Below are 23,293 nucleotides of genomic sequence, written 5' to 3'. Positions count from 1 at the left end.
GCTCGCGAATGCGGTGTGTCAGACGGCATTAATGCTGAATGTGCCAACGCCTTCGCGAGCAGGCTCGCTGCCACAATGATCAGTGTTTCAACGTTTGACCAGGTGGACAGCGAGGACGTCGCATGGCGCGCCGTGCAGCACGTCATTGGCGGTCGAGCCGAGCAACAGCGCCAGACCATGTCGGCCATGACTGCCGACCACGATCAGATCGCACGTTTGTTCCTTGGCGAAATGATGAATTTCCTGACGCGGCTGGCCATAGGTCAAATGGCAGTTGGCACCTTCGAGTTCGGAGTACTTGAGTTTCAGGCGCTCGAGGCGTTCCTTGGCCTGATCGAACTGCTGTTGTTGCAGTTGTGACAGATCCATCGGCACATCGCCGCCGAATGCCATGGCCATCGGCTCGACGATATGCACCAGCGAAAGCTTGGCGCCATTGCTCGCCGACAGCTCTCGGGCGCGGTGAATCACAGGGTCGCACTCTTCGGTCAGATCTACGGCGACCAGGATGTGGTGGTAGGGCATGAGGTGCTCCTCGTGAGGTTTCAATATTGTTAAGTATGGCTGGTTTCAAGCGCATTGGTTCCAAAGTGACACAATGCGCTCACCAAGAATTGGGGATAGAGATATGACGGTCTGGTTGGTGGTGTCAATCCTGCTGGTGGTTTTAAGTCCGCTGGCGTGGTTACGCCCATCGCGCGCGCAAAGCGGTCGCATTGCCCTGCGTATGGAGGCGCGACGTATCGGTCTGGCCATGCAGCTGGCACCGCAGGAATGGCCACACTGGCTGGCGCAAGAGCCACCAAACCCGTGCGCGCAGTATCATCGACCGCGCCGTGGCAAGTCGCCTGCCTGCTGGACTTACTGGCAGAAGTCGCCGGGTGTGTGGGTCAATCAATGGCAGGAAGTCTGCGAAGATCGGGTGCTGCTCAATCATTTCGAAAAGTTGCCGGGCAACGTTTTCAAAGTCGAGGCAGACAAGCAGATGATCGCCTTGTACTGGGGCGAAAAAGGCGAAGCCACAGTTTTGCTGGATATCGATGCCACTCTGAAAGCGCTGGCGTGACGCGCGGACTTTTCCCACTGCAACGGTGGGGAAGGTCCGGCAGACGCGCAATAAAAAGCCCGACATGATTCATCGGGCGGGGTTGGCCAGGCAGGCCGGAAACCTTTTTTTATTGTTGAGATGTGGCTTGGAGCGCTCAGCGCATTTACCTGTAGTCCCCAGCGTAGCCCTTTAAACAAGGGCTGCGGCTAATTAGGGCGACTTTTCTAACTATTGATTCTATGAATGGCTTTACATGCAGACGCGTGTTGCGGGTCTTCGTCTTACAGAAATGACCGCAAAGTCGCATTTCAACCCGTATTTTGGGCGATTGACAATTGTCGGAAATTCCGTGAAGGTGACGTACCCAAATCAAACGGGCGTATGAATTGAGCGTTTGTCTTACAGACTGCTCCTACAGAATCCCGACTATCGCGTTGGCGGGTGTGCCGGGTGGATTGGCGTTAGCATCGACGAAAAAGCGTCCTGCCGAGCCATTCGCCTGCGTCCGACGTGTACTGTTCAGCTTCCATATCGTGGAGATCAGTTGATGATTTACGAAGGTAAAGCCATCACGGTTAAAGCTCTTGAAAGTGGCATCGTCGAATTGAAATTCGACCTCAAGGGTGAGTCCGTCAACAAGTTCAACCGTCTAACCCTGAACGAACTGCGTCAGGCCGTAGACACCATCAAGGCAGATGCTTCGATCAAGGGCGTGATCGTCAGCAGTGGCAAGGACGTGTTCATCGTCGGCGCCGACATCACCGAATTTGTCGACAACTTCAAGCTGCCGGATGCCGAGCTGGTTGCTGGCAATCTCGAAGCCAACAAGATCTTCAGCGATTTCGAAGACCTCAACGTCCCAACCGTAGTGGCCATTAATGGCATCGCACTGGGCGGCGGTCTGGAAATGTGCCTGGCGGCTGACTATCGCGTCATGTCAACCAAGGCCAAGATCGGTCTGCCGGAAGTCAAACTGGGCATCTACCCAGGCTTCGGCGGCACCGTGCGTCTGCCGCGCCTGATCGGTGTCGACAACGCCATCGAGTGGATTGCCTCCGGTAAGGAAAACCGCCCTGAAGACGCCCTGAAAGTCAGCGCCGTCGACGCCGTGGTTGCTCCGGAGAAGCTGCAGGAAGCGGCTCTTGAACTGATCAAGCGCGCCATTTCCGGCGAATTCGACTTCAAGGCCAAGCGTCAGCCAAAACTTGAAAAACTCAAGCTGAACGCCATTGAACAAATGATGGCTTTCGAAACCGCCAAAGGTTTCGTGGCAGGGCAAGCTGGCCCGAACTACCCGGCGCCGGTTGAAGCGATCAAGACAATCCAGAAAGCCGCGAACTTCGGTCGTGACAAGGCGCTGGAAGTCGAAGCCGCCGGTTTCGTCAAACTGGCCAAGACCTCTGCCGCGCAGAGCTTGATCGGTCTGTTCCTGAACGATCAGGAACTGAAGAAAAAGGCCAAGGCCTACGACGAAATCGCCAAAGACGTGAAGCAGGCCGCTGTATTGGGCGCCGGCATCATGGGTGGCGGTATCGCTTATCAGTCGGCCTCCAAAGGTACGCCGATCCTGATGAAGGACATCAACGAGCACGGTATCGAGCAGGGTCTGGCCGAAGCCGCCAAACTGCTGGTTGGCCGCGTTGATAAAGGTCGCATGACCGCTGCGAAAATGGCTGAAGTGCTCAACGCCATTCGTCCAACCCTGTCCTACGGCGACTTCGGTCACGTTGATCTGGTGGTCGAAGCTGTCGTCGAGAACCCAAAGGTCAAGCAAGCCGTGCTGGCTGAAGTTGAAGGCCAGGTCAAAGAGGACACCATCCTCGCGTCCAACACCTCGACCATTTCCATCAGCCTGCTGGCGAAAGCCCTCAAGCGTCCGGAAAACTTCGTCGGCATGCACTTCTTCAACCCGGTGCACATGATGCCGCTGGTAGAAGTGATCCGTGGCGAGAAGTCCAGCGAGCTGGCTGTTGCCACCACCGTTGCCTACGCCAAGAAAATGGGCAAGAACCCGATTGTCGTCAACGACTGCCCGGGCTTCCTCGTTAACCGCGTTCTGTTCCCGTACTTTGGCGGCTTCGCCAAGCTGGTCAGCGCCGGTGTGGACTTCGTCCGTATCGACAAGGTCATGGAAAAGTTCGGCTGGCCGATGGGCCCGGCGTACCTGATGGACGTGGTCGGCATCGACACCGGTCACCACGGTCGTGACGTAATGGCTGAGGGCTTCCCGGATCGCATGAAGGATGACCGTCGTTCGGCCATCGACGTGCTGTACGAAGCCAAGCGCCTGGGCCAGAAGAATGGCAAGGGTTTCTATGCCTACGAGGCCGACAAGAAAGGCAAGCAGAAGAAAGTCGCCGATCCGTCGGTGCTGGAAGTGCTCAAGCCGATCGTCTACGAGCAGCGCGACGTCACTGACGAAGACATCATCAACTGGATGATGATCCCGCTGTGCCTGGAAACCGTGCGTTGCCTGGAAGACGGCATCGTTGAAACTGCCGCCGAAGCCGACATGGGTCTGGTCTACGGTATCGGTTTCCCTCCATTCCGTGGCGGTGCGCTGCGCTACATCGATTCGATCGGTGTTGCCGAGTTCGTTGCCCTGGCTGACCAGTACGCTGATTTGGGCGCGCTGTACCACCCGACCGCGAAACTGCGTGAAATGGCCAAAACCGGCCAACGGTTCTTCGGTTAAGCGTCCCAACTTTTGAGCGAGAGTGAAATTTTATGAGCTTGAATCCAAGAGACGTCGTGATTGTCGACTTCGGTCGTACTCCGATGGGCCGCTCCAAGGGCGGCATGCACCGCAACACCCGCGCTGAAGACATGTCGGCGCACCTGATCAGCAAACTGCTGGAACGCAACGTCAAGGTTGACCCGAACGAAGTCGAAGACGTGATCTGGGGTTGCGTAAACCAGACCCTGGAGCAGGGCTGGAACATCGCGCGCATGGCGTCGCTGATGACCCAGATCCCGCACACTTCGGCTGGCCAGACCGTCAGCCGTCTGTGTGGCTCGTCGATGAGTGCGCTGCACACTGCCGCGCAAGCGATCATGACCGGCAACGGTGACGTGTTCGTGGTTGGCGGCGTCGAGCATATGGGCCACGTGAGCATGATGCACGGTGTCGATCCGAACCCGCACATGTCGCTGTACGCGGCGAAAGCCTCGGGCATGATGGGCCTGACCGCGGAAATGCTCGGCAAAATGCACGGCATCACTCGCGAACAGCAGGATGCTTTCGGCGTGCGCTCCCACCAGTTGGCCCACAAGGCCACCGTGGAAGGCAAGTTCAAAGACGAAATCATTCCGATGCAGGGCTACGACGAGAACGGTTTCCTGAAACTGTTCGACTACGACGAAACCATTCGTCCGGAAACCACCCTGGAAAGTCTGGCGGCTCTCAAGCCAGCCTTCAATCCAAAGGGCGGCACCGTGACTGCCGGTACTTCGTCGCAGATCACCGATGGTGCTTCGTGCATGATCGTGATGTCGGCGCAGCGTGCTCAGGACCTGGGTATCCAGCCAATGGCGGTTATCCGTTCGATGGCAGTGGCGGGTGTGGATCCGGCAATCATGGGCTATGGTCCAGTTCCGGCAACACAAAAAGCCCTGAAACGTGCGGGCCTTGGCATCAACGATATCGACTTCTTCGAACTGAACGAAGCTTTCGCCGCACAGGCCCTGCCAGTGCTGAAAGATCTGAAAGTTCTCGACAAGATGAACGAGAAGGTTAACCTGCACGGCGGCGCGATCGCCCTGGGTCACCCGTTCGGTTGCTCCGGTGCGCGTATTTCCGGCACCTTGCTGAACGTGATGAAGCAGAATAGCGGCACTTTCGGGGTGGCTACTATGTGCATTGGTCTCGGCCAAGGCATCTCCACCGTCTTCGAACGCGTTTAAGCGTCTCGTCGATGGAAGCCGGGGCCAAGTGCCCCGGTTTTTGTTTTTGTGGATTTATTTTGTTTTTATTTTGAAAAAATTTGAGTGAGGGCCGAAGCATGCCGATACAACCTGGGCTCTACCAACATTACAAAGGTCCGCAGTACCGCGTATTCAGTGTTGCGCGGCATTCCGAAACCGAAGAAGAAGTGGTCTTTTACCAAGCCCTGTATGGCGATTACGGCTTTTGGGTGCGCCCTCTGAGCATGTTTCTCGAGTCAGTCGAGGTTGACGGCGAGCAGGTGCCACGCTTTGCTTTGGTGCAAGCCGAACCAAGCCTTTTTTCCAAGGCATAAGGCGAGTGCGCACAGAACCCTGTGCTTGACCTCACCTTGTATCAACTATATATAGCGGTGCCGCGTCAGGCGCCAACCGCCTTTCACTTCTAGAATTCAGGAATTTTCTGATCCATGGGCAAATCGCTGGTCATTGTGGAATCCCCGGCTAAGGCCAAGACCATCAACAAGTATCTGGGTAACCAATACGTGGTGAAGTCGAGTATCGGCCATATCCGAGACCTGCCCACCAGCGGTTCGGCTAGCGCCAGCAAAGATCCAGCCGCCAAGCGCGGCAAGGCTGCTGCGGGTGAAGGTCCGGTGCTCTCGCCGAAAGAGAAGGCGCGCAAGCAGCTGGTCTCGCGTATGGGTGTCGATCCCGATCATGGCTGGAAAGCCAAGTACGAGATCCTTCCGGGCAAAGAGAAGGTCATCGAAGAGCTGCGCCGGCTCGCCAAAGACGCTGACACTATCTATCTCGCAACCGACTTGGATCGCGAGGGGGAAGCCATTGCCTGGCACCTGCGCGAAGCCATCGGTGGTGATGACAGCCGCTACAAGCGCGTGGTGTTCAACGAAATCACCAAGAAGGCGATTCAGGAAGCCTTCTCGGAACCGGGCGAGCTGGACATTGATCGTGTCAACGCTCAACAGGCGCGTCGTTTCCTCGATCGCGTTGTTGGCTACATGGTCTCGCCGCTGCTGTGGGCAAAGATTGCCCGTGGCCTGTCCGCCGGTCGCGTGCAATCGGTAGCCGTGAAGCTCGTGGTTGAGCGTGAGCGCGAAATTCGCGCGTTCAACCCGGAAGAGTACTGGGAAGTGCATGCCGATCTCGGCACCACCAAAGGCTCGACCGTGCGTTTTGAAGTGGCTCGCGAGAAAGGCGAAGCCTTCAAGCCGCTCAACGAAGCCCAGGCCATGGCCGCGCTGGAGAAGCTCAAGTCTTCCAGCTACAGCATCGTCAAACGCGAAGACAAGCCGACCAGCAGCAAGCCGTCGGCGCCATTCATCACGTCGACTCTGCAACAGGCTGCGAGCAACCGCCTGGGCTTCGGCGTGAAGAAAACCATGATGATGGCCCAGCGTCTGTATGAAGCCGGCTACATCACTTATATGCGTACCGACTCGACCAACCTCTCGGCCGATGCCGTGGCGATGGCGCGCACTTACATTGAAGACGAGTTCGGCAAGAAGTACCTGCCGGAAACGCCAAACGTCTACAGCAGCAAAGAAGGCGCGCAAGAGGCTCACGAAGCGATTCGTCCTTCCGACGCCAACACCACGCCGAGCAAGCTCGCAGGCATGGAGCGTGACGCTGAGCGCCTCTACGAGTTGATCTGGCGTCAGTTCCTTGCTTGCCAGATGCTGCCGGCGCAATACCTGTCGACCACTGTCAGCGTCGGCGCTGGTGACTTCGAGCTGCGCGCCAAGGGCCGTATCCTCAAATTCGACGGTTACACCCGTGTCATGCCGCAGATTGCCAAGCCAGGCGATGACGACGTTTTGCCTGATATGGCGCAGGGCGACGTGATGAAGCTGATCAAGCTCGATCCGTCCCAGCACTTCACCAAGCCGCCGGCGCGTTACTCGGAAGCCAGCCTGGTGAAAGAAATGGAAAAACGTGGCATCGGTCGTCCTTCGACTTACGCTGCGATCATTTCGACCATTCAGGATCGCGGCTATGTGACCCTGCACAACCGTCGTTTCTACTCGGAAAAGATGGGCGACATCGTCACCGAGCGTCTGTCGGAAAGCTTCTCCAACCTCATGGACTACGGTTTCACTGCCGGCATGGAAGAGAACCTCGATGACGTGGCACAGGGTGAGCGCGACTGGAAAAGTGTGCTGGACGAGTTCTACGGCGATTTCAAAAAGAAACTCGAAGTAGCTGAAAATCCTGAAAGCGGCATGCGCGCCAATCAGCCAGTCATGACCGATATTCCGTGCACGACCTGTGGTCGTCCGATGCAGATCCGTACTGCGTCGACCGGCGTGTTCCTCGGTTGCTCGGGCTACAGTCTGCCGCCGAAAGAACGCTGCAAGGCCACCGTCAACCTGGTGCCGGGCGACGAGATCGCTGCCGACGACGAAGGTGAGTCGGAATCGCTGGTACTGCGCGGCAAGCATCGCTGCCCGATCTGCAGCACGGCGATGGATGCTTACCTGCTCGACGAAAAACGTAAACTGCACATCTGCGGTAACAACCCGGATTGCGCTGGCTACGAAATCGAAGAAGGCAGCTATCGCATCAAGGGCTACGAAGGTCCGAGCCTGGAATGCGACAAGTGCGGCAGCGAGATGCAGCTCAAGACTGGCCGTTTCGGCAAGTTCTTCGGTTGCACCAACCCTGAGTGCAAGAACACCCGCAAACTGCTGAAAAGCGGTGATGCAGCGCCGCCGAAGATGGATCCGGTAAAGATGCCTGAGCTGAAATGCGAAAAGGTCAACGACACCTACATCCTCCGTGACGGTGCCTCTGGTCTGTTCTTGGCCGCCAGCCAGTTCCCGAAAAACCGTGAGACCCGTGCTCCGCTGGTGATCGAGATTGTGCCGCACAAGGACGAGATCGATCCGAAGTACCACTTCCTCTGCGACGCGCCGAAGAAGGATCCTGATGGTCTGCCAGCGGTCATCCGCTACAGCCGCAAGACCAAGGAGCAATACGTGCAGACCGAAGTCGACGGCAAGCCTACCGGTTGGAAAGCTTACTACGACGGCGGCAAGTGGACCGTTGAAGACAAGCGCACAAAAGCCAAGGCTGAGTAAGCGTTAGTCCGACACTGAAAGGCCGCATGCGAACCCTCGGGTTTTCATGCGGCCTTTTGGTTTTCTGCTTGCGGTGGGATCGGCTGATCCACGACACTGTCCGGCCTGTGTGAAGCAATTATTTCGTCGTGGAGAGCGCCGTCATGGCTCACGAACTCTATACCCGCACCAACCAGAAGATCTATTTCGCCGGACTGTCGCTCGAAGCCTTGGCTCGCGCTGAAGAAGGGCGGGCGATGAATTCTCTGGCGTTGATTCAGGCTGGGCGTGAATCGGCCTTGTTTCACCTGTACGGCGCCTTGCTGGGGCTTTGCCATGAGATCGCGGGTTTCTATCGTCTGCCGCAGGCCAATGCGCCGCGGGCCGAGATGCTGCTGACGCGTGAAGTGCTGGAGTCGATTGCGATTCCCGAACTGGCCGAAATGGTTGAGTTGGCGGGCAATTCTGAAACCTGGTTGGCAAAACTGCTGGCAGCGCATTCGGCGCTGTTTCAACCGCCACGAGTGCCGCACAAGCCGAAGGGTGATGTGACGCAACCGTTGATTCAGGCGATTAATCTGGATGAAAAAGAAGCGCCAGAAGAGTTGAGTCGAGAGGAGCTGGAGAGCTGGCGGCAGAACTTGAAAGGTCTGGCAATACGTTTCCGCGAAGGCTTGAACGAATGCTGAGGGTGATTGACACGGTGGCAATCTGAAACATGCTGCTGGTCAAGATCCCGAGCGAAGCTTGAATGATGTCTATATAATCCCTGCCTTTCGTGGAGAACAGACCTATATGCCAACGTCCTTTCTAGAAATTGTCGAGTTACCCGACGGCCGAATCGAGCTGCGCAGGGCCGAGGACGAAGGTTCTCTGGTGACGCTGGATTTCTCCGAGGATGCCAAGGCGTTCCTGCAAGGTCAGCATGTGGAGATCGCCAAGGCGATGTTAAGTGTCGGCGTGCAAATGGCCGGTCGCATGGTCGAAGGCGAGTTTGATAAGGAAGAAGGGCCGCGGGTTCTTCATTGATCCCCGTCTTTTTACTTTTTGACGTTACCGCTTCAAATCGGCTTCTCTGTCCTTGGAGAAGCCCTGCGCTTCACACAGCGCGTATTGCCAACAATCAACCTAAACGAATGTTCAGACTCTGAGCATCGCCTGTGCGTGCGGCGCTGATCAGTTGTTGCCGCGCGTTCGCGTTTAGCGGGTTGAGCCAGGTGACGACGGTGTGACTGCGACCCAGCTTCAGAGCTTCGCATGCCAGTTGTTGAGCGCTTTGAGCGCCCCTTGGTTGCAGTAGCAGAATGCGTTCGCGATTCAGCCCGGCATCCCGCAGCCATGTCTGGGTCAGGCTCGCAGGAGGCGCTATCAGCGTCAGCCAGCGCGCGTCCTGATCCTCGCTCAGTTCGCGAAGGATCGGGGCGAGCAGGTTCAGGCAGTTCCCGGTAGCACCGCGCAGTGACAGCTCGCTGAATACTTCAGGTTCGGCAGTCCACGGGCGCTCGACGACCTCTTTGAGGGTCGGCGCCATCGGTTGTGCCAGAAACGCTTCGAATAAAGGCAGTTGTGTTTGCTGAGGTGTGTGTGGGAACTGCATAAAGCCTCCTTTAGCGGCGAATGACGCCGACACTCAAGCCTTCGATCACCAGTTCCTGATCTTTCAGGTCGACTTCGATAGGGGCGAACTCAGGGTTTTCGGCAATCAGCCAGACCTTGCTGCCTTCACGCTTGAAGCGTTTGACGGTCACTTCATCGCCAATGCGGGCGACGACAACCTGGCCATTACGCGCTTCGCGGGTGGTGTGCACGGCGAGGAGGTCACCGTCGAAAATGCCGATGTCTTTCATGCTCATGCCGTGCACGCGCAACAGATAGTCGGCGCGTGGATGAAAGAAGGCCGGGTTGATATTGCAGGACTCTTCGATGTGCTGCTGGGCGAGGATCGGCGCGCCGGCAGCGACCCGGCCAATGATCGGCAGGGTAGAGTCGTCTGCTTTGGCTTCGAAACCGGGGATGCGAATACCGCGAGAAGCCCCTGGGGTCATCTCGATGGCACCTTTTCGGGCCAGTGCCTTGAGGTGTTCTTCAGCCGCGTTCGGCGACTTGAAGCCCAGTTCCTGAGCGATTTCCGCACGGGTTGGCGGGTAGCCGTTGTCTTCAAGGCAGCGTTTGATAAAGGCCAGAATCTCGGCTTGGCGTGGCGTCAGCTTTAGCATATTGATCGCTCTGTCTTTTTATACAGTGACTGGGATTATATACAGTGAAACGCCCTTGGCAATGCCCGTTTTTCTGCAGGCCGCCAGACGGTCGGCAGCCTTGCTTATTAATGCATCGGTCTTGTGTGGTTAAATAGCTGACCGACCATTCCCAAAACGAACCGACAGGCTTGACAAGGCACAGGCTGAAACGTATGTTTCAAACAAGTGTTTGTCAGGCGGAGTAGCCATGGCCCAGTCGGAAACCGTTGAACGCATTCTTGATGCTGCCGAGCAGTTGTTCGCGGAGAAAGGTTTCGCTGAAACCTCATTGCGTTTGATCACCAGCAAGGCTGGCGTCAACCTGGCAGCGGTGAACTATCACTTCGGCTCGAAAAAAGCGCTGATCCAGGCGGTTTTTTCGCGCTTCCTCGGGCCGTTCTGCATCAGCCTCGACAAAGAGCTGGAGCGCCGTCAGGCCAAGCCTGAAAACAAGCCAACCCTCGAAGAGCTGCTGGAAATCCTTGTCGAACAGGCCCTCGTGGTTCAACCACGCAGCGGCAACGACCTGTCGATCTTCATGCGCCTGCTCGGCCTCGCGTTCAGCCAGAGCCAGGGCCATTTGCGCCGTTATCTGGAAGACATGTACGGCAAGGTGTTCCGTCGCTATATGCTGTTGGTCAACGAAGCCGCACCACGCATTCCGCCGATCGAACTGTTCTGGCGCGTGCACTTCATGCTCGGCGCTGCAGCGTTCAGCATGTCCGGTATCAAGGCCCTGCGCGCGATCGCCGAGACCGATTTCGGCGTCAACACTTCCATCGAACAAGTGATGCGTCTGATGGTGCCGTTCCTCGCTGCGGGCATGCGCGCCGAAACCGGCGTCACCGATGCAGCCATGGCCACCGCGCAACTGCGGCCGCGCAGCAAATCAACGCCGGTCGCCGCCAAGGTTTAACCGCGCACGGGTGGGCGCGGCAGCTTGTATCCGCTAAGCTAGCCGCCCATGCCGACTCTCGTTCTGAACCCGATCTCCATAGAAATCGCCAACCTGCCGAGCGTTGCTCACGGTAGCGATTTGCTGCGGGTCGGGTTTTTCGTTTTCAAGGAATCTCTATGACTGCTGGCCTGCAAGGCTCGTTGATGGTGGACGTCGCCGGTACCTGGCTGACTGCCGAGGATCGCCAATTGTTGCGTCAGCCCGAAGTGGGCGGCCTGATCATTTTCGCGCGCAACATCGAGCATCCGCGCCAGGTGCGTGAACTAAGTGCGTCGATTCGGGCAATTCGTCCGGATCTGCTGCTGGCGGTGGATCAAGAGGGTGGCCGCGTGCAGCGCCTGCGTCAGGGCTTCGTGCGTCTGCCGGCCATGCGCGCCATCGCCGACAACCCGAATGCCGAATACCTCGCCGAACAATGTGGCTGGATCATGGCCACCGAAGTACTCGCGGTCGGGCTCGACCTGAGCTTCGCCCCGGTGCTTGATCTGGATTACCAGCGCAGCGCCGTCGTTGGCACCCGTTCGTTCGAAGGTGATCCCGAGCGCGCGGCACTGCTCGCCGGAGCGTTCATTCGTGGCATGAACAGCGCCGGCATGGCCGCCACTGGCAAGCATTTCCCTGGCCACGGCTGGGCCGAAGCCGACTCTCATGTCGCGATTCCAAACGACGAGCGCAGCCTCGACGAAATCCGCGCCAACGACCTCGTGCCATTCGCCAGGCTCAGCAAGCAATTGGCCGCGATCATGCCAGCGCACGTCATCTATCCACAGGTGGACTCACAGCCTGCCGGCTTCTCCCGCCGCTGGTTGCAGGACATCCTGCGCGGCGAATTGCAGTTCGACGGAGTGATTTTCAGCGACGACCTGTCGATGGCCGGTGCTCATGTGGTGGGCGACGCCGCCAGCCGCATCGAAGCCGCACTGACTGCCGGTTGCGACATGGGCCTGGTGTGCAACGACCGCGCCGCTGCCGAACTGGCCCTCAGCGCCGCACAACGCATGAAGGTCAAGCCTTCCGACCGCATCGCCCGTATGCGCGGTCAGGCATTTGCCAGCACCGATTATCGTCAGGATCCGCGCTGGCTCACCGCCATCGGCGCGCTCAAAGACGCTCAACTGATCGATTAAGGATTTTGTTATGACGGTTTACGCAATCATCGGTGGTACCGGCCTGACCCAACTCGAAGGCCTGACCATTCGCCAATCGTTGGCAGTGGACACGCCCTACGGCGCGCCATCGGCCGACGTGCAGATCGGCGAGTACGCAGGCAAGGAAGTGTTGTTCCTTGCTCGTCACGGCCACCCGCATCGCTTCCCGCCGCACAAGGTCAATTACCGCGCCAACCTGTGGGCGTTGAAGCAGGCCGGTGCCGAGGCGATCATTGCCGTTAACGCGGTGGGCGGTATTCACCCAGCGATGGGCACCGGGCATTTCTGTGTGCCGCACCAGATCGTCGACTACACCAGCGGCCGCGAGCACACCTTTTTCGCCGATGATCTGGAGCACGTCACCCACATCGACTTCAGCTTTCCCTACAGCGAGCCGTTGCGTCAGCAATTGATTGCTGCGGTGGCTGCCGAAGGTTGCGAGTACAGCGATCGGGGTGTGTACGCCTGCACCCAAGGCCCGCGTCTGGAAACCGTTGCCGAGATCGTGCGACTGGAACGTGATGGCTGTGACATCGTCGGTATGACCGGTATGCCGGAGGCGGCGCTGGCCCGCGAGCTGGATCTGGATTACGCCTGTCTGGCGCTGGTGGTCAACCCGGCCGCGGGCAAGACCACTGAAGTGATTACCATGGCCGAGATCGAGCAGGCCTTGCATGACGGGATGGGTAAGGTGAAGTCGGCGTTGGCGCGGGTGTTGGCCGGCTAAGGGCTGCCCATGAGCATTCTCATCGAACGGCTCAAGTCGTTGGCCTGGACTAAGGCATTCAGTAGCAAGGCGCTGGCCAAGGCTCGCGCTTATGCCGCCGATGACCGGGTAGAGATCATCGAGATCAATGACAAAAAGATCGAGGCGTTCTGCGTCGGTTCGGAAGATCAGGCGTATGAACAAAGCATTTACCTGTCCGAAGATCGCCTGGGTTCCGTCAACTTGCGTTGCCTGTGCAGCTGTCCTGTCGTAATCGACTGCAAGCACTGCGCTGCGGTGCTCTATCACCTGCAGGGCGGTGCTGATGATGCGTCTGAGAGTGACGCACAGCCCCAGTTGGGTCGGGCGCTGGAACATTGGCTTTCGACAATTCCCGTGCCGGCCAAGCCCGCCGAAGAAGGCGCGCAAACCGCAGGCACGCGCCTGTTTTACAAGCTCAAGCCAACGTCAGTGAGCGGCAAGTGGTTGCTCGATATTTTCAAGGTTTCCCAGCTCAAGAGCGGCGAGTTACGCGAAGTCAAACCGATGTACTCGCTGGCGGAAATGCTCATGCGTCAGCCCGGCTACCTGACCGAGCTGGATTTGCGCGTCGCCAGGCTGCTGGTTGCCATGCACTCCCATCACGCCTATTACAGCGGCTATCCGCTGGAAGGCAGCAGCGGCGCCGAACTGCTCGAAATGCTCTTGCGCACCTCGCGGCTGTTCCTCGATTTCGAGGATCTGCAACCGTTGGTGTCGGGCGCGAAACGCATCGGCCAGTTCGCCTGGGCCGAGCAGGCCGACGGCGGGTTCCGCGCGCAGTGGAGCAGTGCCGAGGCGGCGCAGGAAATCGTGCTGGCGCTGGAGCCGCTTTATTACCTGGATCGTGAACAGCGGCAGATTGGCCCTCTGTTCAATGAACTGGAAGAAAAGCTGGCCAGTCATTTGACTCTGGCGCCGGACATTCCGGCGCGTCAGGCCATGCAGTTCAGCCATCGCATGAGCGCAGCGACGAGAGTCCCGCCGCCCCACCAACTGACCGAACGAGTCATCGACGACGTACTTCCGCAGCCGAAACTGACCCTCGTCAGCGGTCGGGAGCGCTCGCGCTGGGAATACATTCTCGAGCACCGCTCCGCCCTGGTGTTTACCTACAACGGCCAGCCGACGGTGGATCGCAACCCGGAAGTGATGATCCTCAACGGTACCGAAACCCAGCGCATTCAACGCCAGCCTGCGGTGGAAAAGAAACTGCGCCAGATCCTGCAAAAGTTCGGCTTTAAAAAAGCCACGCGCAAGAGCTCGCTGGATCGTCCCGGCGAGATGTTCACGTTGCCGGATGACTCCGCTTGGCTCAGGTTTATGCACGAAGGGCTTGCCACGTTGCGCGCCTCGAACTGGGAAGTGGGGATGAGTCCCGGCTTTCATTTCAATGTGCAACCGGTTGAGCATTGGTACGCGGAGGTCGAAGAAGAGGCCGGGCATCAGTGGTTTGATTTGCAGTTGGGTATCGTCGTCAATGGTCAGCGCTACAGCTTGCTGCCGATCCTTCTGCACTTGTTGCGCACGCAGCCGCGCTTGCTTGACCCGGTCGATCTGGCTCAACGCGGCGATGACGAAAAACTCCTGATCGAACTCAAGCCCAGCGGTTTTGGCGACCCTTCAGGCGCCAAGGTCGCGCTGCCGCTGAGTCGGGTCAAACCGCTGATGGCCACGCTGGGCGAGTTGTACCTGGGTGGTCATCAGGGCGATGCACTGCGCTTGAGTGTCCCGGATGCCGCGCGCTTGAGTATGCTCGATGGCGTACCGCTGGATTGGCAGGGTGGCGAGCGGCTGCGCACCTTCGCCAAGCGCTTGCAGAATTCCAGTCACACCCACGTCGCTGCGCCGGCCGGCCTTAACGCGCAACTGCGCCCGTATCAGCTCGAAGGCCTCAACTGGATGCAGACCCTGCGCGAGCTTGAGGTCGGCGGCATTCTGGGCGATGACATGGGGCTGGGCAAAACGCTGCAGACCCTGGCGCACTTGCTCACGGAAAAACACGCCGGGCGCCTTGATTGTCCGGCTCTGGCGGTGATGCCGACCAGCCTGATTCCCAACTGGCTCGACGAGGCCGAGCGTTTCACCCCCCAGTTGAAAGTATTGGCGCTGCACGGCTCGGGGCGGCAGAAGGATTTCGCTGATCTGGCTGAGTACGATCTGGTACTGACCACTTACGCTTTGCTACCGAGGGATCTCGAGGTTCTACAGCCGCAGCTGTGGAGCGTGCTGATTCTCGACGAAGCGCAGAACATCAAAAACCCGATCAGCAAAGCGGCGCAAGCGGCCCGTGACCTGCAGGCCCGCCAGCGCTTATGCCTGAGCGGCACGCCGCTGGAAAACCACTTGGGCGAGCTTTGGTCGCAGTTTCATTTCCTCATGCCCGGTTGGCTTGGCGACAGCAAGTCCTTCAATCGCGATTACCGCACGCCAATCGAAAAGCACGGCAATGTTCAGCGTATGCAGCACCTGACAGCGCGCATCAAGCCGTTTTTACTGCGCCGCAAAAAGGATCAGGTGGCCACCGAACTGCCGCCGAAAACCGAAATTGTCCATTGGGTTGATCTCAGCGACGGTCAGCGTGATGTCTATGAAACGGTGCGCGTGGCGATGGACAAAAAAGTCCGCGACGAAATTGCCCGCAGTGGCGTGGCGCGCAGTCAGATCATCATTCTCGATGCCTTGCTCAAGCTGCGGCAGGTCTGTTGCGATTTGCGTCTGATCAACATGCCGCTGACGGCGAAGGCTCTACGCTCCGGCAGTGGCAAGCTGGTCAGCCTGATGGAAATGCTTGAAGAGCTGCTCGGCGAAGGTCGCCGGATCCTGCTGTTTTCGCAGTTCACCTCGATGCTCGCGTTGATCGAGCAAGAGTTGCAGCAACGTGACATTGCCTATTCGCTGCTGACCGGTGACACCACGGATCGACGCACGCCGGTAAAGGATTTTCAGGGCGGCAAGGTGCCGTTGTTTCTAATCAGTCTGAAGGCCGGGGGTACCGGTTTGAACCTGACCGCTGCGGATACGGTGATCCACTTTGACCCTTGGTGGAACCCCGCAGTGGAAAATCAGGCAACCGATCGTGCGTATCGAATCGGGCAAAACAACCCGGTGTTCGTTTACAAGCTGATCGCTCTCGGCACGGTAGAGGAGAAAATACAGGCGTTGCAGCAGGAGAAAGCAGCGTTGGCCGGGGCGGTGCTTGAGGGCGGGACAACAGGTGGCTGGAAGCTGGAGCAGACTGAAATCGAGGCGCTGTTTGCACCGTTGCCGGTTTCCAAGGATTGAGCTTGGGTTTTAACCGTTAGACCGAGGTGACCCGTTCGCGAGCAGGCTCGCTCCCACAAGGGGAGATGCGTTCCAACTGTGGGAGCGAGCCTGCTCGCGAAAGCTATTTAACAGGCGACAAAGGTCTCAACGCTTGTCGAGCTTATCCGGCAACGGCGCAAACAGCGCTTCAATATCATCACTCTGCAACTTCCAGTCCCCGGCCTTGCGCCCGTCCAGCACGCCGGCCGCCAAGTCGGATTTTTCCTTTTGCAGGTGCTGAATCTTTTCTTCCACCGTGCCCCGGGCAATCATCTTGTAGACGAATACCGGTTTCTCCTGGCCGATTCGATACGCACGATCGGTCGCCTGATTCTCGGTCGCCGGGTTCCACCACGGGTCGTAATGAATCACCGTGTCCGCTTCCGTCAGGTTCAAGCCCACGCCACCAGCCTTCAGGCTGATCAGAAAGATCTGACGCTTGCCGCTCTGGAATTCCTTCACCGGCGTGCGCCGATCCCGGGTCTGGCCGGTCAGTAGCGCGTAGGACACGTTACGCTTTTTCAGCTCTTCTTCGATCAATGACAGCATTGACGTGAACTGTGAAAACAACAGAATCCGCCGACCCTCCTCAAACAACTCCTCAAGCATTTCCATCAAACTGTCGAGCTTGCCCGAGGTGCTGCCGCGAGCGGGCAGGGTGGCGTCGTTGACCAGGCGCAGATCGCAGCAAACCTGTCGCAACTTGAGCAGCGCCTCAAGAATGATGATCTGGCTGCGCGCCACACCTTTGCGGGTGATCTCGTCGCGGACTTTCTTGTCCATCGCCAGACGCATGGTTTCGTACACATCGCGCTGTGCTTCGTTGAGATCGACCCAATGGATGATCTCGGTTTTCGGCGGTAACTCGGTGGCAACCTGTTCCTTGGTCCGGCGCAGCAGAAACGGTTTTATCCTACCGTTCAAGTGCTGAAGTCTGACTTCGCTGCCGCGCTTTTCAATCGGCACCCGGTAATCGGCGTTGAAGCTTTTCACGTCGCCGAGCCAGCCCGGCAGCAGGAAGTGGAACAGTGACCACAACTCGCCCAGGTGGTTTTCCAGCGGCGTACCGCTCAGGCACAAGCGCTGACGTGCATTGAGCTCGCGCGCTGCTTGAGCGGCTTTGCTGTTTGGATTCTTGATGTACTGCGCTTCATCCAGCACCAACACATGCAGCGGCTGCCTGGCCAGACGTTCGACGTCCTTGGGCAGTAGTGCGTAAGTGGTGAGGATCAGGTCGTAATCCGCGAGATTGTCGAAGTGCTTTTTGCGAGTGGCGCCGTACAGCGCAACCACTTTCAGTTGCGGGGTGAAGTGCGCCGCTTCATCGAGCCAGTTCGGAATCAGACTGGTCGGCATCACCACCATGCACGGGCGATTGAGACGACCGGCGATTTTCTCACTGAGAATATGCGCCAGGGTCTGTAGGGTTTTACCCAGACCCATGTCATCCGCGAGAATCCCGCCGACTTCCAGTTGTCGCAGCGACTGCATCCAGCTCAGGCCTTCGAGCTGATAAGGACGCAGCGTCGCATTCAAGCCTTCTGGCGCTTCAACGCTGAAATCACGAATGTCGCGCAGGCGTTGAGCCAACGTGCGGATCTGTTCCCCACCCTCCCACAGCAGCGGCAGGCCTTCCAGCGAGTTAAGGCGCGTGGCATCCGCCTTGCTCAGGCGCAGGGTGGTTTCGCCCGGCTCCTGCAAATAGAACTCGCCGAGCGTCATCAATACCGGTTTCAACCGGCCCAGCGGCAAGGCCACTTGCAGCGGCCCGTGCTCGCTGGTGCGTTGCGGAATGTTGACCAGAATCAGTTCATCATCGCGGCGACGGGCGAGGCGTTCGGGATTGAGGATTTCCGCATGGGAGCGCATCAGGTTGAGGAGGATCGGCAACAGACTGAGGCGCTCACCGTTGACGATGATCCCCAGCTCCAGATCAAACCAGTCACGCTCCGGCACCTGCGCGACGGTGGCGTACCAGTCATCCACGGCGGTCAGATCGAAGCCGAATTCCTCATCGATCTGCAGTTCCCAGCCTTGGCTGCGCAGCTTCGGCAAATCGTTGAGGGTGAACGTCAGCCATGCGCTGTCATTGACCATTTCATACAGCTCGCCGGCACTTTCCGGCAGGGCTTTGCTCTGGCGTGTGGCGATGCGGAAGCCGAGGATGCGCAACTGTTCGCGGTAGGACTGTTCGACGTCCGGATGACGTTTTATCCGCAGTGTCTGGGCTTCCTGACGAATCAGGATATCGCTGTTCTTCTGCCCGCTGACGTATTCATCCAGATAGCTGAACGACAGCGCCGCACGATGCTGGATGTAGCGCTGCATCTTGCCGTTGCGCGGTTCGAAAGCGCTGAACTCGACGCTGGCCAGCCATAAACGTGGCAACGGCTGCACGTTATCGACCAACACTTGTGGTGGCGCTTTCGGGCTGCGGTTTTCCAGCACGGCTTGAAGTTTCTCCAACAGCTCGGCGTCTTTGGAAGCGGCGGGGTAGTCGAGGGTTTCCTGGACCTTCAGCAAAACAGCGGCGCAGTGTTTGCAGTTGGTGCGCACCGGGCAGGTGCACCCGGCATCGACCAGCAGCAGAGTGCCTTTGGCTGACTCGCGAAGATGAATGGTCTGGCGGTAAACGTTACCGCCAGAGCCTTCGCAGCTGGCGGTGATCGTTGCATCGCCGACCTGGGCGATACGTACCCGGTTTTCCAGGGCGTAGCGGCGGCCACGCTCCAGGCTCTGTTCCTTGAATCGGCTGACCCAGGAGGGCGCCAACGGTTTACTCAGCGGCGGGTTCATAAGGACTTCGATCAGTCCGGAATCGCTTCAGGCGCTTCCCGTGGCGCAGGCGCGGTCAGGGAAGTGATCTTGATCAGCAGGGCCAAATGGCCGTTGTCGAGATAGTTGAGCTGGCCATTCTTGGTGTGGCTGTCCTGTTTTAGCCGCTCGCTGGCGGTGACCAGGCCATTGCCGTCGATCTGATTGACCCAGAAATCGGCAGCGACGTCGGTGAAGCGCCCGAGCTTCATCTCCAGCGTGCCCTCGATCGGGAACTGGCCGTATTGCTCCTGACCGTCGCTGACCGCGACTTTCGCCGGTGCTTCGCCGAGGGTCTGCTGCCAGGCCTTGTGCATCAGGACTGTGTAGTCGCCACTGGCGGTGAGTTTAGTCACCACGTCATTCAGCGCCGGGGTGCGTTTGCTGTCATCGCCCAAACGCTGGGCGCCTGCGGCCCAGTCTTCCGGCGCGGCACGGCTGACGATGGCCGGCACGGCGTTCTGGCGCACCAGAATCATTTCGACCTGATACAGGTCATCGGCGAAAACCGAAGGTGCTACCAGGGTGAGTAGCAAAGTCAGCGAGCGAAACAGGCGCATGCGGCGTCCTTTAAACAGATTTCGGGAGGAGGCGCTCAAACAGCGCCTCTACAGTATTAAAGCGCTCTTCCGGGCGTTCCATCGGCACCTGGAACTTGAACATCGTGGCGCCTTCGAATTTGTAGCGTTTCGGCTGGCTCTGGATCAGCTTGATCAGCGTCATCGGATCGACCGGCGTCTGCGCTTCGAACTCGATGCGCCCACCTTGCGGCCCGCCATCGACTTTCTTGATGCCCAACTGCTCGGCCTGCAACTTCAACGCCGTGATGCGCACCAGATTTTTCGTCGGTTCCGGCAACAAGCCGAAGCGGTCGATCATCTCGACTTGCAGATCCTTCAAGCCTTCCTCGTCGGTCGCCGAAGCAATGCGCTTGTACAGGATCAGGCGCGCGTGGACATCCGGCAGGTAGTCTTCCGGAATCAGCGCCGGTACTCGCAAGTTGACTTCCGGGCCACCGCCGAGCGGTTGATCGAGGTTCGGTTGCTCGCCCTTGCGGATCGATTTCACCGCGCGTTCGAGCATTTCCATGTACAGCGTAAAACCGACGGCTTGAATCTGACCGCTCTGGCCATCGCCGAGCAATTCGCCGGCACCACGGATTTCCAGGTCGTTGGTGGCCAGCACGAAACCGGCGCCGAGATCCTGAGTATTGGCAATTGCCTCCAGACGCTTTTCCGCGTCCGAGGTGATTTGCTGGCGCGGCGGCGTCAGCAGGTAGGCGTAAGCCTGGTGGTGACTACGGCCAACGCGACCGCGCAACTGGTGCAGTTGCGCCAGGCCGAACTTGTCGGCGCGCTCGATGATGATGGTGTTGGCGCTCGGCACGTCGATGCCGGTCTCGATGATGGTCGAGGCGATCAGCACGTTGAAGCGCTTGTGATAGAAGTCGCTCATCACCTGTTCGAGTTCGCGCTCGCGCATCTGTCCGTGACCGATGCCGATACGCGCTTCCGGTACCAGTTCGGCGAGATCGGCAGCGCATTTCTCGATGGTTTTCACATCGTTGTGCAAGTAGTAAACCTGGCCGCCACGCAAAAGTTCGCGGAGCAGGGCCTCTTTGACCGTGCTCTTGTTCTGTTCCATGACGAAGGTGCGCACCGACAGGCGTCGTGCCGGCGGCGTGGCGATGATCGACAGGTCGCGCATGCCCGAAACTGCCATGTTCAGCGTGCGCGGAATCGGCGTCGCGGTCAGCGTGAGAATGTCGACTTCGCTGCGCAGGGCCTTGAGCTGTTCTTTCTGACGCACACCGAAACGGTGCTCTTCGTCGATGATTACCAGCCCGAGGTTTTTGATTTTGACGTCGTCGGACAGCAGCTTGTGCGTGCCGATGACGATGTCGATCTTGCCTTCCGCCAGATCGGCGATCGCCGCGTTGACTTCCTTGGCCGACTTGAAGCGGCTCATCACTTCCACAGTCACCGGCCAGTCGGCAAAGCGGTCGCGGAAGCTGTTGTAGTGCTGTTGGGCGAGGAGGGTGGTCGGCACCAGGATCGCCACTTGACGGCCACCGTGTACGGCGATGAAGGCAGCGCGCATGGCCACTTCGGTCTTGCCGAAGCCGACGTCGCCGCAGACCAGACGATCCATCGGTTTCGGCGCGAGCATGTCGGCGCGCACGGCTTCGATGGTGGTTTGTTGATCGGGTGTTTCTTCGAACGGGAAACCGGCGCTGAACGTCGCGTAATCGGCTTTCGGGTCGGCAAATGCGTAACCCTCGCGAGCGGCGCGACGGGCATAGATGTCGAGCAATTCAGCGGCGACGTCACGTACCTGTTCGGCGGCTTTGCGTTTGGCTTTCTGCCAGGTCTCGGAACCGAGGCGGTGCAGCGGGGCCAATGCGTCATCACTTCCGGTGTAGCGCGCGATCAGATGCAGGTTGGCCACCGGCACGTAAAGCTTGGCGTTCTCGGCGTATTCGAGGGTGAGGAATTCTGCAGCCTGATTGTCGATTTCCAGAATCGTCAGGCCCAGATAGCGGCCGACGCCGTGGTCGATGTGTACCACTGGCGCGCCTTCGCGCAGCTCGGTGAGGTTCTTGATCACCGCGTCATTACTGACGTCGCTGCGTTTCTCGCGACGACGACGCTGCATGACGCGTTGACCGAAAAGCGGACTTTCCGCGACCAATGCCAGCGCCGGATCGTCGAGCATCAGGCCTTCGTCGAGCGGGGCGATGGTGATCGCCAGACGATCTTTGCTCGCGACGAAATCCGGCCAGCTGTCGACGGTTTTCGGCCGCAGCTTCAGGCGTTCGAGCAACTCCAGCAGCACTTCACGACGGCCGGCGGATTCGGCGGTGAACAGCACGCGTCCGGGGAACTCGTCGAGGAAGGCTGAGAGCGCTGCCAACGGTTGCGTGGCTTTGGCCTCGATCGCCAGATTCGGCAGGGCTTGCGCGGGGAAGCGCTCGCGGCCAGCGCCGGTTTCTACGTCTTGCTGGCTGGCGACCACGCGTGGCCAGCTCTTCAAGCGGGCGAAGCAGTCTTCCACCGGCAGGAACAATTCCGCCGGTGGCAATAAAGGACGTGAAGGGTCGACGCGGCGCTCTTCATAACGATTGCGCACGTCGTTCCAGAAATTCTCCGCCGCTTGCTCGATGCCTGGCAGTGAGAACACTTGCGTGTCTTGCGGCAGGTAATCGAACAGCGTCGAGGTTTCGTCGAAGAACAGCGGCAGGTAGTACTCGATGCCGGCCGGAGTAATACCACTGCTCAGATCCTGAAAGATCGGGCAGCGCCGGAAGTCGACGTCGAAACGCTCGCGGAAGCGCGCCTTGAAGCGGGTGACCGCATCTTTCTGCAGCGGAAACTCACGAGCCGGTAGCAGCTTGACCGATTCGACCTTGTCGATCGAGCGCTGGTTTTCCGGATCAAACGTGCGCAGGGTCTCGATTTCATCGTCGAACAAGTCGATGCGATAAGGCAGTTTGCTGCCCATCGGGAACAGGTCGATCAGCGCGCCGCGTACGGTGAATTCGCCGTGTTCGTAAACCGTATCGACGTAGCGATAGCCACTGGCTTCAAGTCGCGAGCGCATCTGTTCGACATCGAGCTTCTGCCCGACATCAAGCACCAGGCTGCTGCCGAGCAAAAACTTGGTCGGCGCCAGGCGGTGCAACGCTGTGGTGATCGGCACTACCAGCACACCGTGTTCCAGTTCCGGCAGCCTATATAGGCTGGCGATGCGCTGGGAAATGATGTCCTGGTGCGGCGAGAACAGGTCGTACGGCAGGGTTTCCCAGTCGGGGAAATGCAGCACGGGCAAATCCGGGGCGAAGAAACTCAGCTCCTGTTCCAGTCGTTCAGCACTCTGGCTGTCGGCGGTCAGTAGCAGGGTGAAGCGCTTGGCAGCGCTGGCAGCCTCGGCAATCGCCAGGCTGAGGGCAGCACCGGGCAGATTGCCCCAATGCTGTTTACCTGCCTCGGCAGGGAGTAGCGGTAGACGCAGAACGGGCACGGAAGGTTGAGCTCCAGGCTTTGCGACAAAGTCGGTAATTGTAGCGGCGTCCGGT

General features: G+C 58.8%; 17 protein-coding genes. 11 read left to right on the top strand and 6 right to left on the bottom strand.

Annotated features, from left to right (window positions below; genetic code table 11):
• Positions 1-87: 87 nt before the first annotated feature.
• The gene (locus tag ACZ0A4_RS14475) at positions 88-525 is read right to left on the bottom strand and encodes a universal stress protein (protein WP_463575308.1); all 438 of its coding nucleotides are present in this window, start codon (positions 523-525) and stop codon (positions 88-90) included.
• A 103-nt stretch (positions 526-628) separates the two neighbouring features.
• Between ACZ0A4_RS14475 and ACZ0A4_RS14470 the strand changes: the two genes are divergently transcribed.
• The 7 genes from ACZ0A4_RS14470 (at position 629) to ACZ0A4_RS14440 (ending at position 9,039) form a co-directional block, all read left to right on the top strand.
• On the top strand, positions 629-1,066 hold the full coding sequence (locus tag ACZ0A4_RS14470) for a hypothetical protein (RefSeq protein ID WP_463575307.1): 438 nt from the start codon (positions 629-631) through the stop codon (positions 1,064-1,066).
• Between the two features lie 529 nt (positions 1,067-1,595).
• Positions 1,596-3,743, top strand: coding sequence for a fatty acid oxidation complex subunit alpha FadB (gene fadB, locus ACZ0A4_RS14465; RefSeq protein WP_141127480.1), 2,148 nt, complete (start codon positions 1,596-1,598; stop codon positions 3,741-3,743).
• Positions 3,744-3,775: 32 nt separating this feature from the next.
• Positions 3,776-4,951 carry an acetyl-CoA C-acyltransferase FadA gene (fadA, locus tag ACZ0A4_RS14460; protein ID WP_463575305.1) on the top strand — a complete coding sequence of 392 codons (1,176 nt, stop codon included), beginning with the start codon at positions 3,776-3,778 and terminating at the stop codon, positions 4,949-4,951.
• Between the two features lie 98 nt (positions 4,952-5,049).
• Positions 5,050-5,286 (top strand): DUF1653 domain-containing protein, encoded by a 237-nt coding sequence (locus ACZ0A4_RS14455; RefSeq protein WP_007910467.1) that lies wholly within the window; start codon positions 5,050-5,052, stop codon positions 5,284-5,286.
• A gap of 114 nt (positions 5,287-5,400) precedes the next feature.
• Positions 5,401-8,031: a type I DNA topoisomerase gene (topA, locus tag ACZ0A4_RS14450; protein WP_463575304.1), complete on the top strand. Its 2,631-nt coding sequence runs from the start codon at positions 5,401-5,403 to the stop codon at positions 8,029-8,031.
• A gap of 143 nt (positions 8,032-8,174) precedes the next feature.
• A complete protein-coding gene (locus tag ACZ0A4_RS14445; protein ID WP_463575301.1) occupies positions 8,175-8,699 on the top strand; it encodes a DUF6586 family protein in 525 nt (174 codons plus the stop codon).
• A gap of 106 nt (positions 8,700-8,805) precedes the next feature.
• Positions 8,806-9,039, top strand: a complete 234-nt coding sequence (locus ACZ0A4_RS14440; RefSeq protein ID WP_003226592.1) for a hypothetical protein — start codon at positions 8,806-8,808, stop codon at positions 9,037-9,039.
• 94 nt (positions 9,040-9,133) lie between these two features.
• Here ACZ0A4_RS14440 and sulA read toward each other — a convergent pair whose 3' ends face one another.
• Complete coding sequence (gene sulA / locus ACZ0A4_RS14435; RefSeq protein WP_463575300.1) at positions 9,134-9,607, bottom strand: SOS-induced cell division inhibitor SulA; 474 nt, start codon at positions 9,605-9,607, stop codon at positions 9,134-9,136.
• Positions 9,608-9,617: 10 nt separating this feature from the next.
• The gene (gene lexA / locus ACZ0A4_RS14430) at positions 9,618-10,226 is read right to left on the bottom strand and encodes a transcriptional repressor LexA (protein ID WP_003226590.1); all 609 of its coding nucleotides are present in this window, start codon (positions 10,224-10,226) and stop codon (positions 9,618-9,620) included.
• Between the two features lie 229 nt (positions 10,227-10,455).
• On the opposite strand from lexA, the gene ACZ0A4_RS14425 reads away from it, so the two are divergent.
• From ACZ0A4_RS14425 to ACZ0A4_RS14410, 4 genes are all read left to right on the top strand, one after another.
• A complete protein-coding gene (locus ACZ0A4_RS14425) occupies positions 10,456-11,163 on the top strand; it encodes a TetR/AcrR family transcriptional regulator (RefSeq protein ID WP_007910473.1) in 708 nt (235 codons plus the stop codon).
• 158 nt (positions 11,164-11,321) lie between these two features.
• The gene (gene nagZ, locus ACZ0A4_RS14420) at positions 11,322-12,332 is read left to right on the top strand and encodes a beta-N-acetylhexosaminidase (protein ID WP_141127476.1); all 1,011 of its coding nucleotides are present in this window, start codon (positions 11,322-11,324) and stop codon (positions 12,330-12,332) included.
• A gap of 10 nt (positions 12,333-12,342) precedes the next feature.
• A complete protein-coding gene (locus ACZ0A4_RS14415; protein ID WP_463575299.1) occupies positions 12,343-13,080 on the top strand; it encodes an S-methyl-5'-thioinosine phosphorylase in 738 nt (245 codons plus the stop codon).
• A 9-nt stretch (positions 13,081-13,089) separates the two neighbouring features.
• Positions 13,090-16,383, top strand: a complete 3,294-nt coding sequence (locus ACZ0A4_RS14410) for a DEAD/DEAH box helicase (RefSeq protein WP_463575298.1) — start codon at positions 13,090-13,092, stop codon at positions 16,381-16,383.
• A gap of 126 nt (positions 16,384-16,509) precedes the next feature.
• On the opposite strand, the gene ACZ0A4_RS14405 is transcribed toward ACZ0A4_RS14410, so the two are convergent.
• The 3 genes from ACZ0A4_RS14405 to mfd are packed head-to-tail and all read right to left on the bottom strand — an operon-like array spanning position 16,510 to position 23,238.
• Positions 16,510-19,200, bottom strand: a complete 2,691-nt coding sequence (locus ACZ0A4_RS14405; protein WP_463575297.1) for a DEAD/DEAH box helicase — start codon at positions 19,198-19,200, stop codon at positions 16,510-16,512.
• Positions 19,201-19,211: 11 nt separating this feature from the next.
• Positions 19,212-19,778 (bottom strand): CsiV family protein, encoded by a 567-nt coding sequence (locus ACZ0A4_RS14400; RefSeq protein WP_463575296.1) that lies wholly within the window; start codon positions 19,776-19,778, stop codon positions 19,212-19,214.
• Positions 19,779-19,788: 10 nt separating this feature from the next.
• Complete coding sequence (gene mfd, locus ACZ0A4_RS14395) at positions 19,789-23,238, bottom strand: transcription-repair coupling factor (protein WP_463575295.1); 3,450 nt, start codon at positions 23,236-23,238, stop codon at positions 19,789-19,791.
• Positions 23,239-23,293 lie beyond the last annotated feature (55 nt).

This window comes from Pseudomonas sp. AC172 (genome assembly GCF_979258595.1).
Note: the sequence above shows the minus strand (reverse complement) of the source record. Positions and strands in the feature narration are given on the sequence as shown.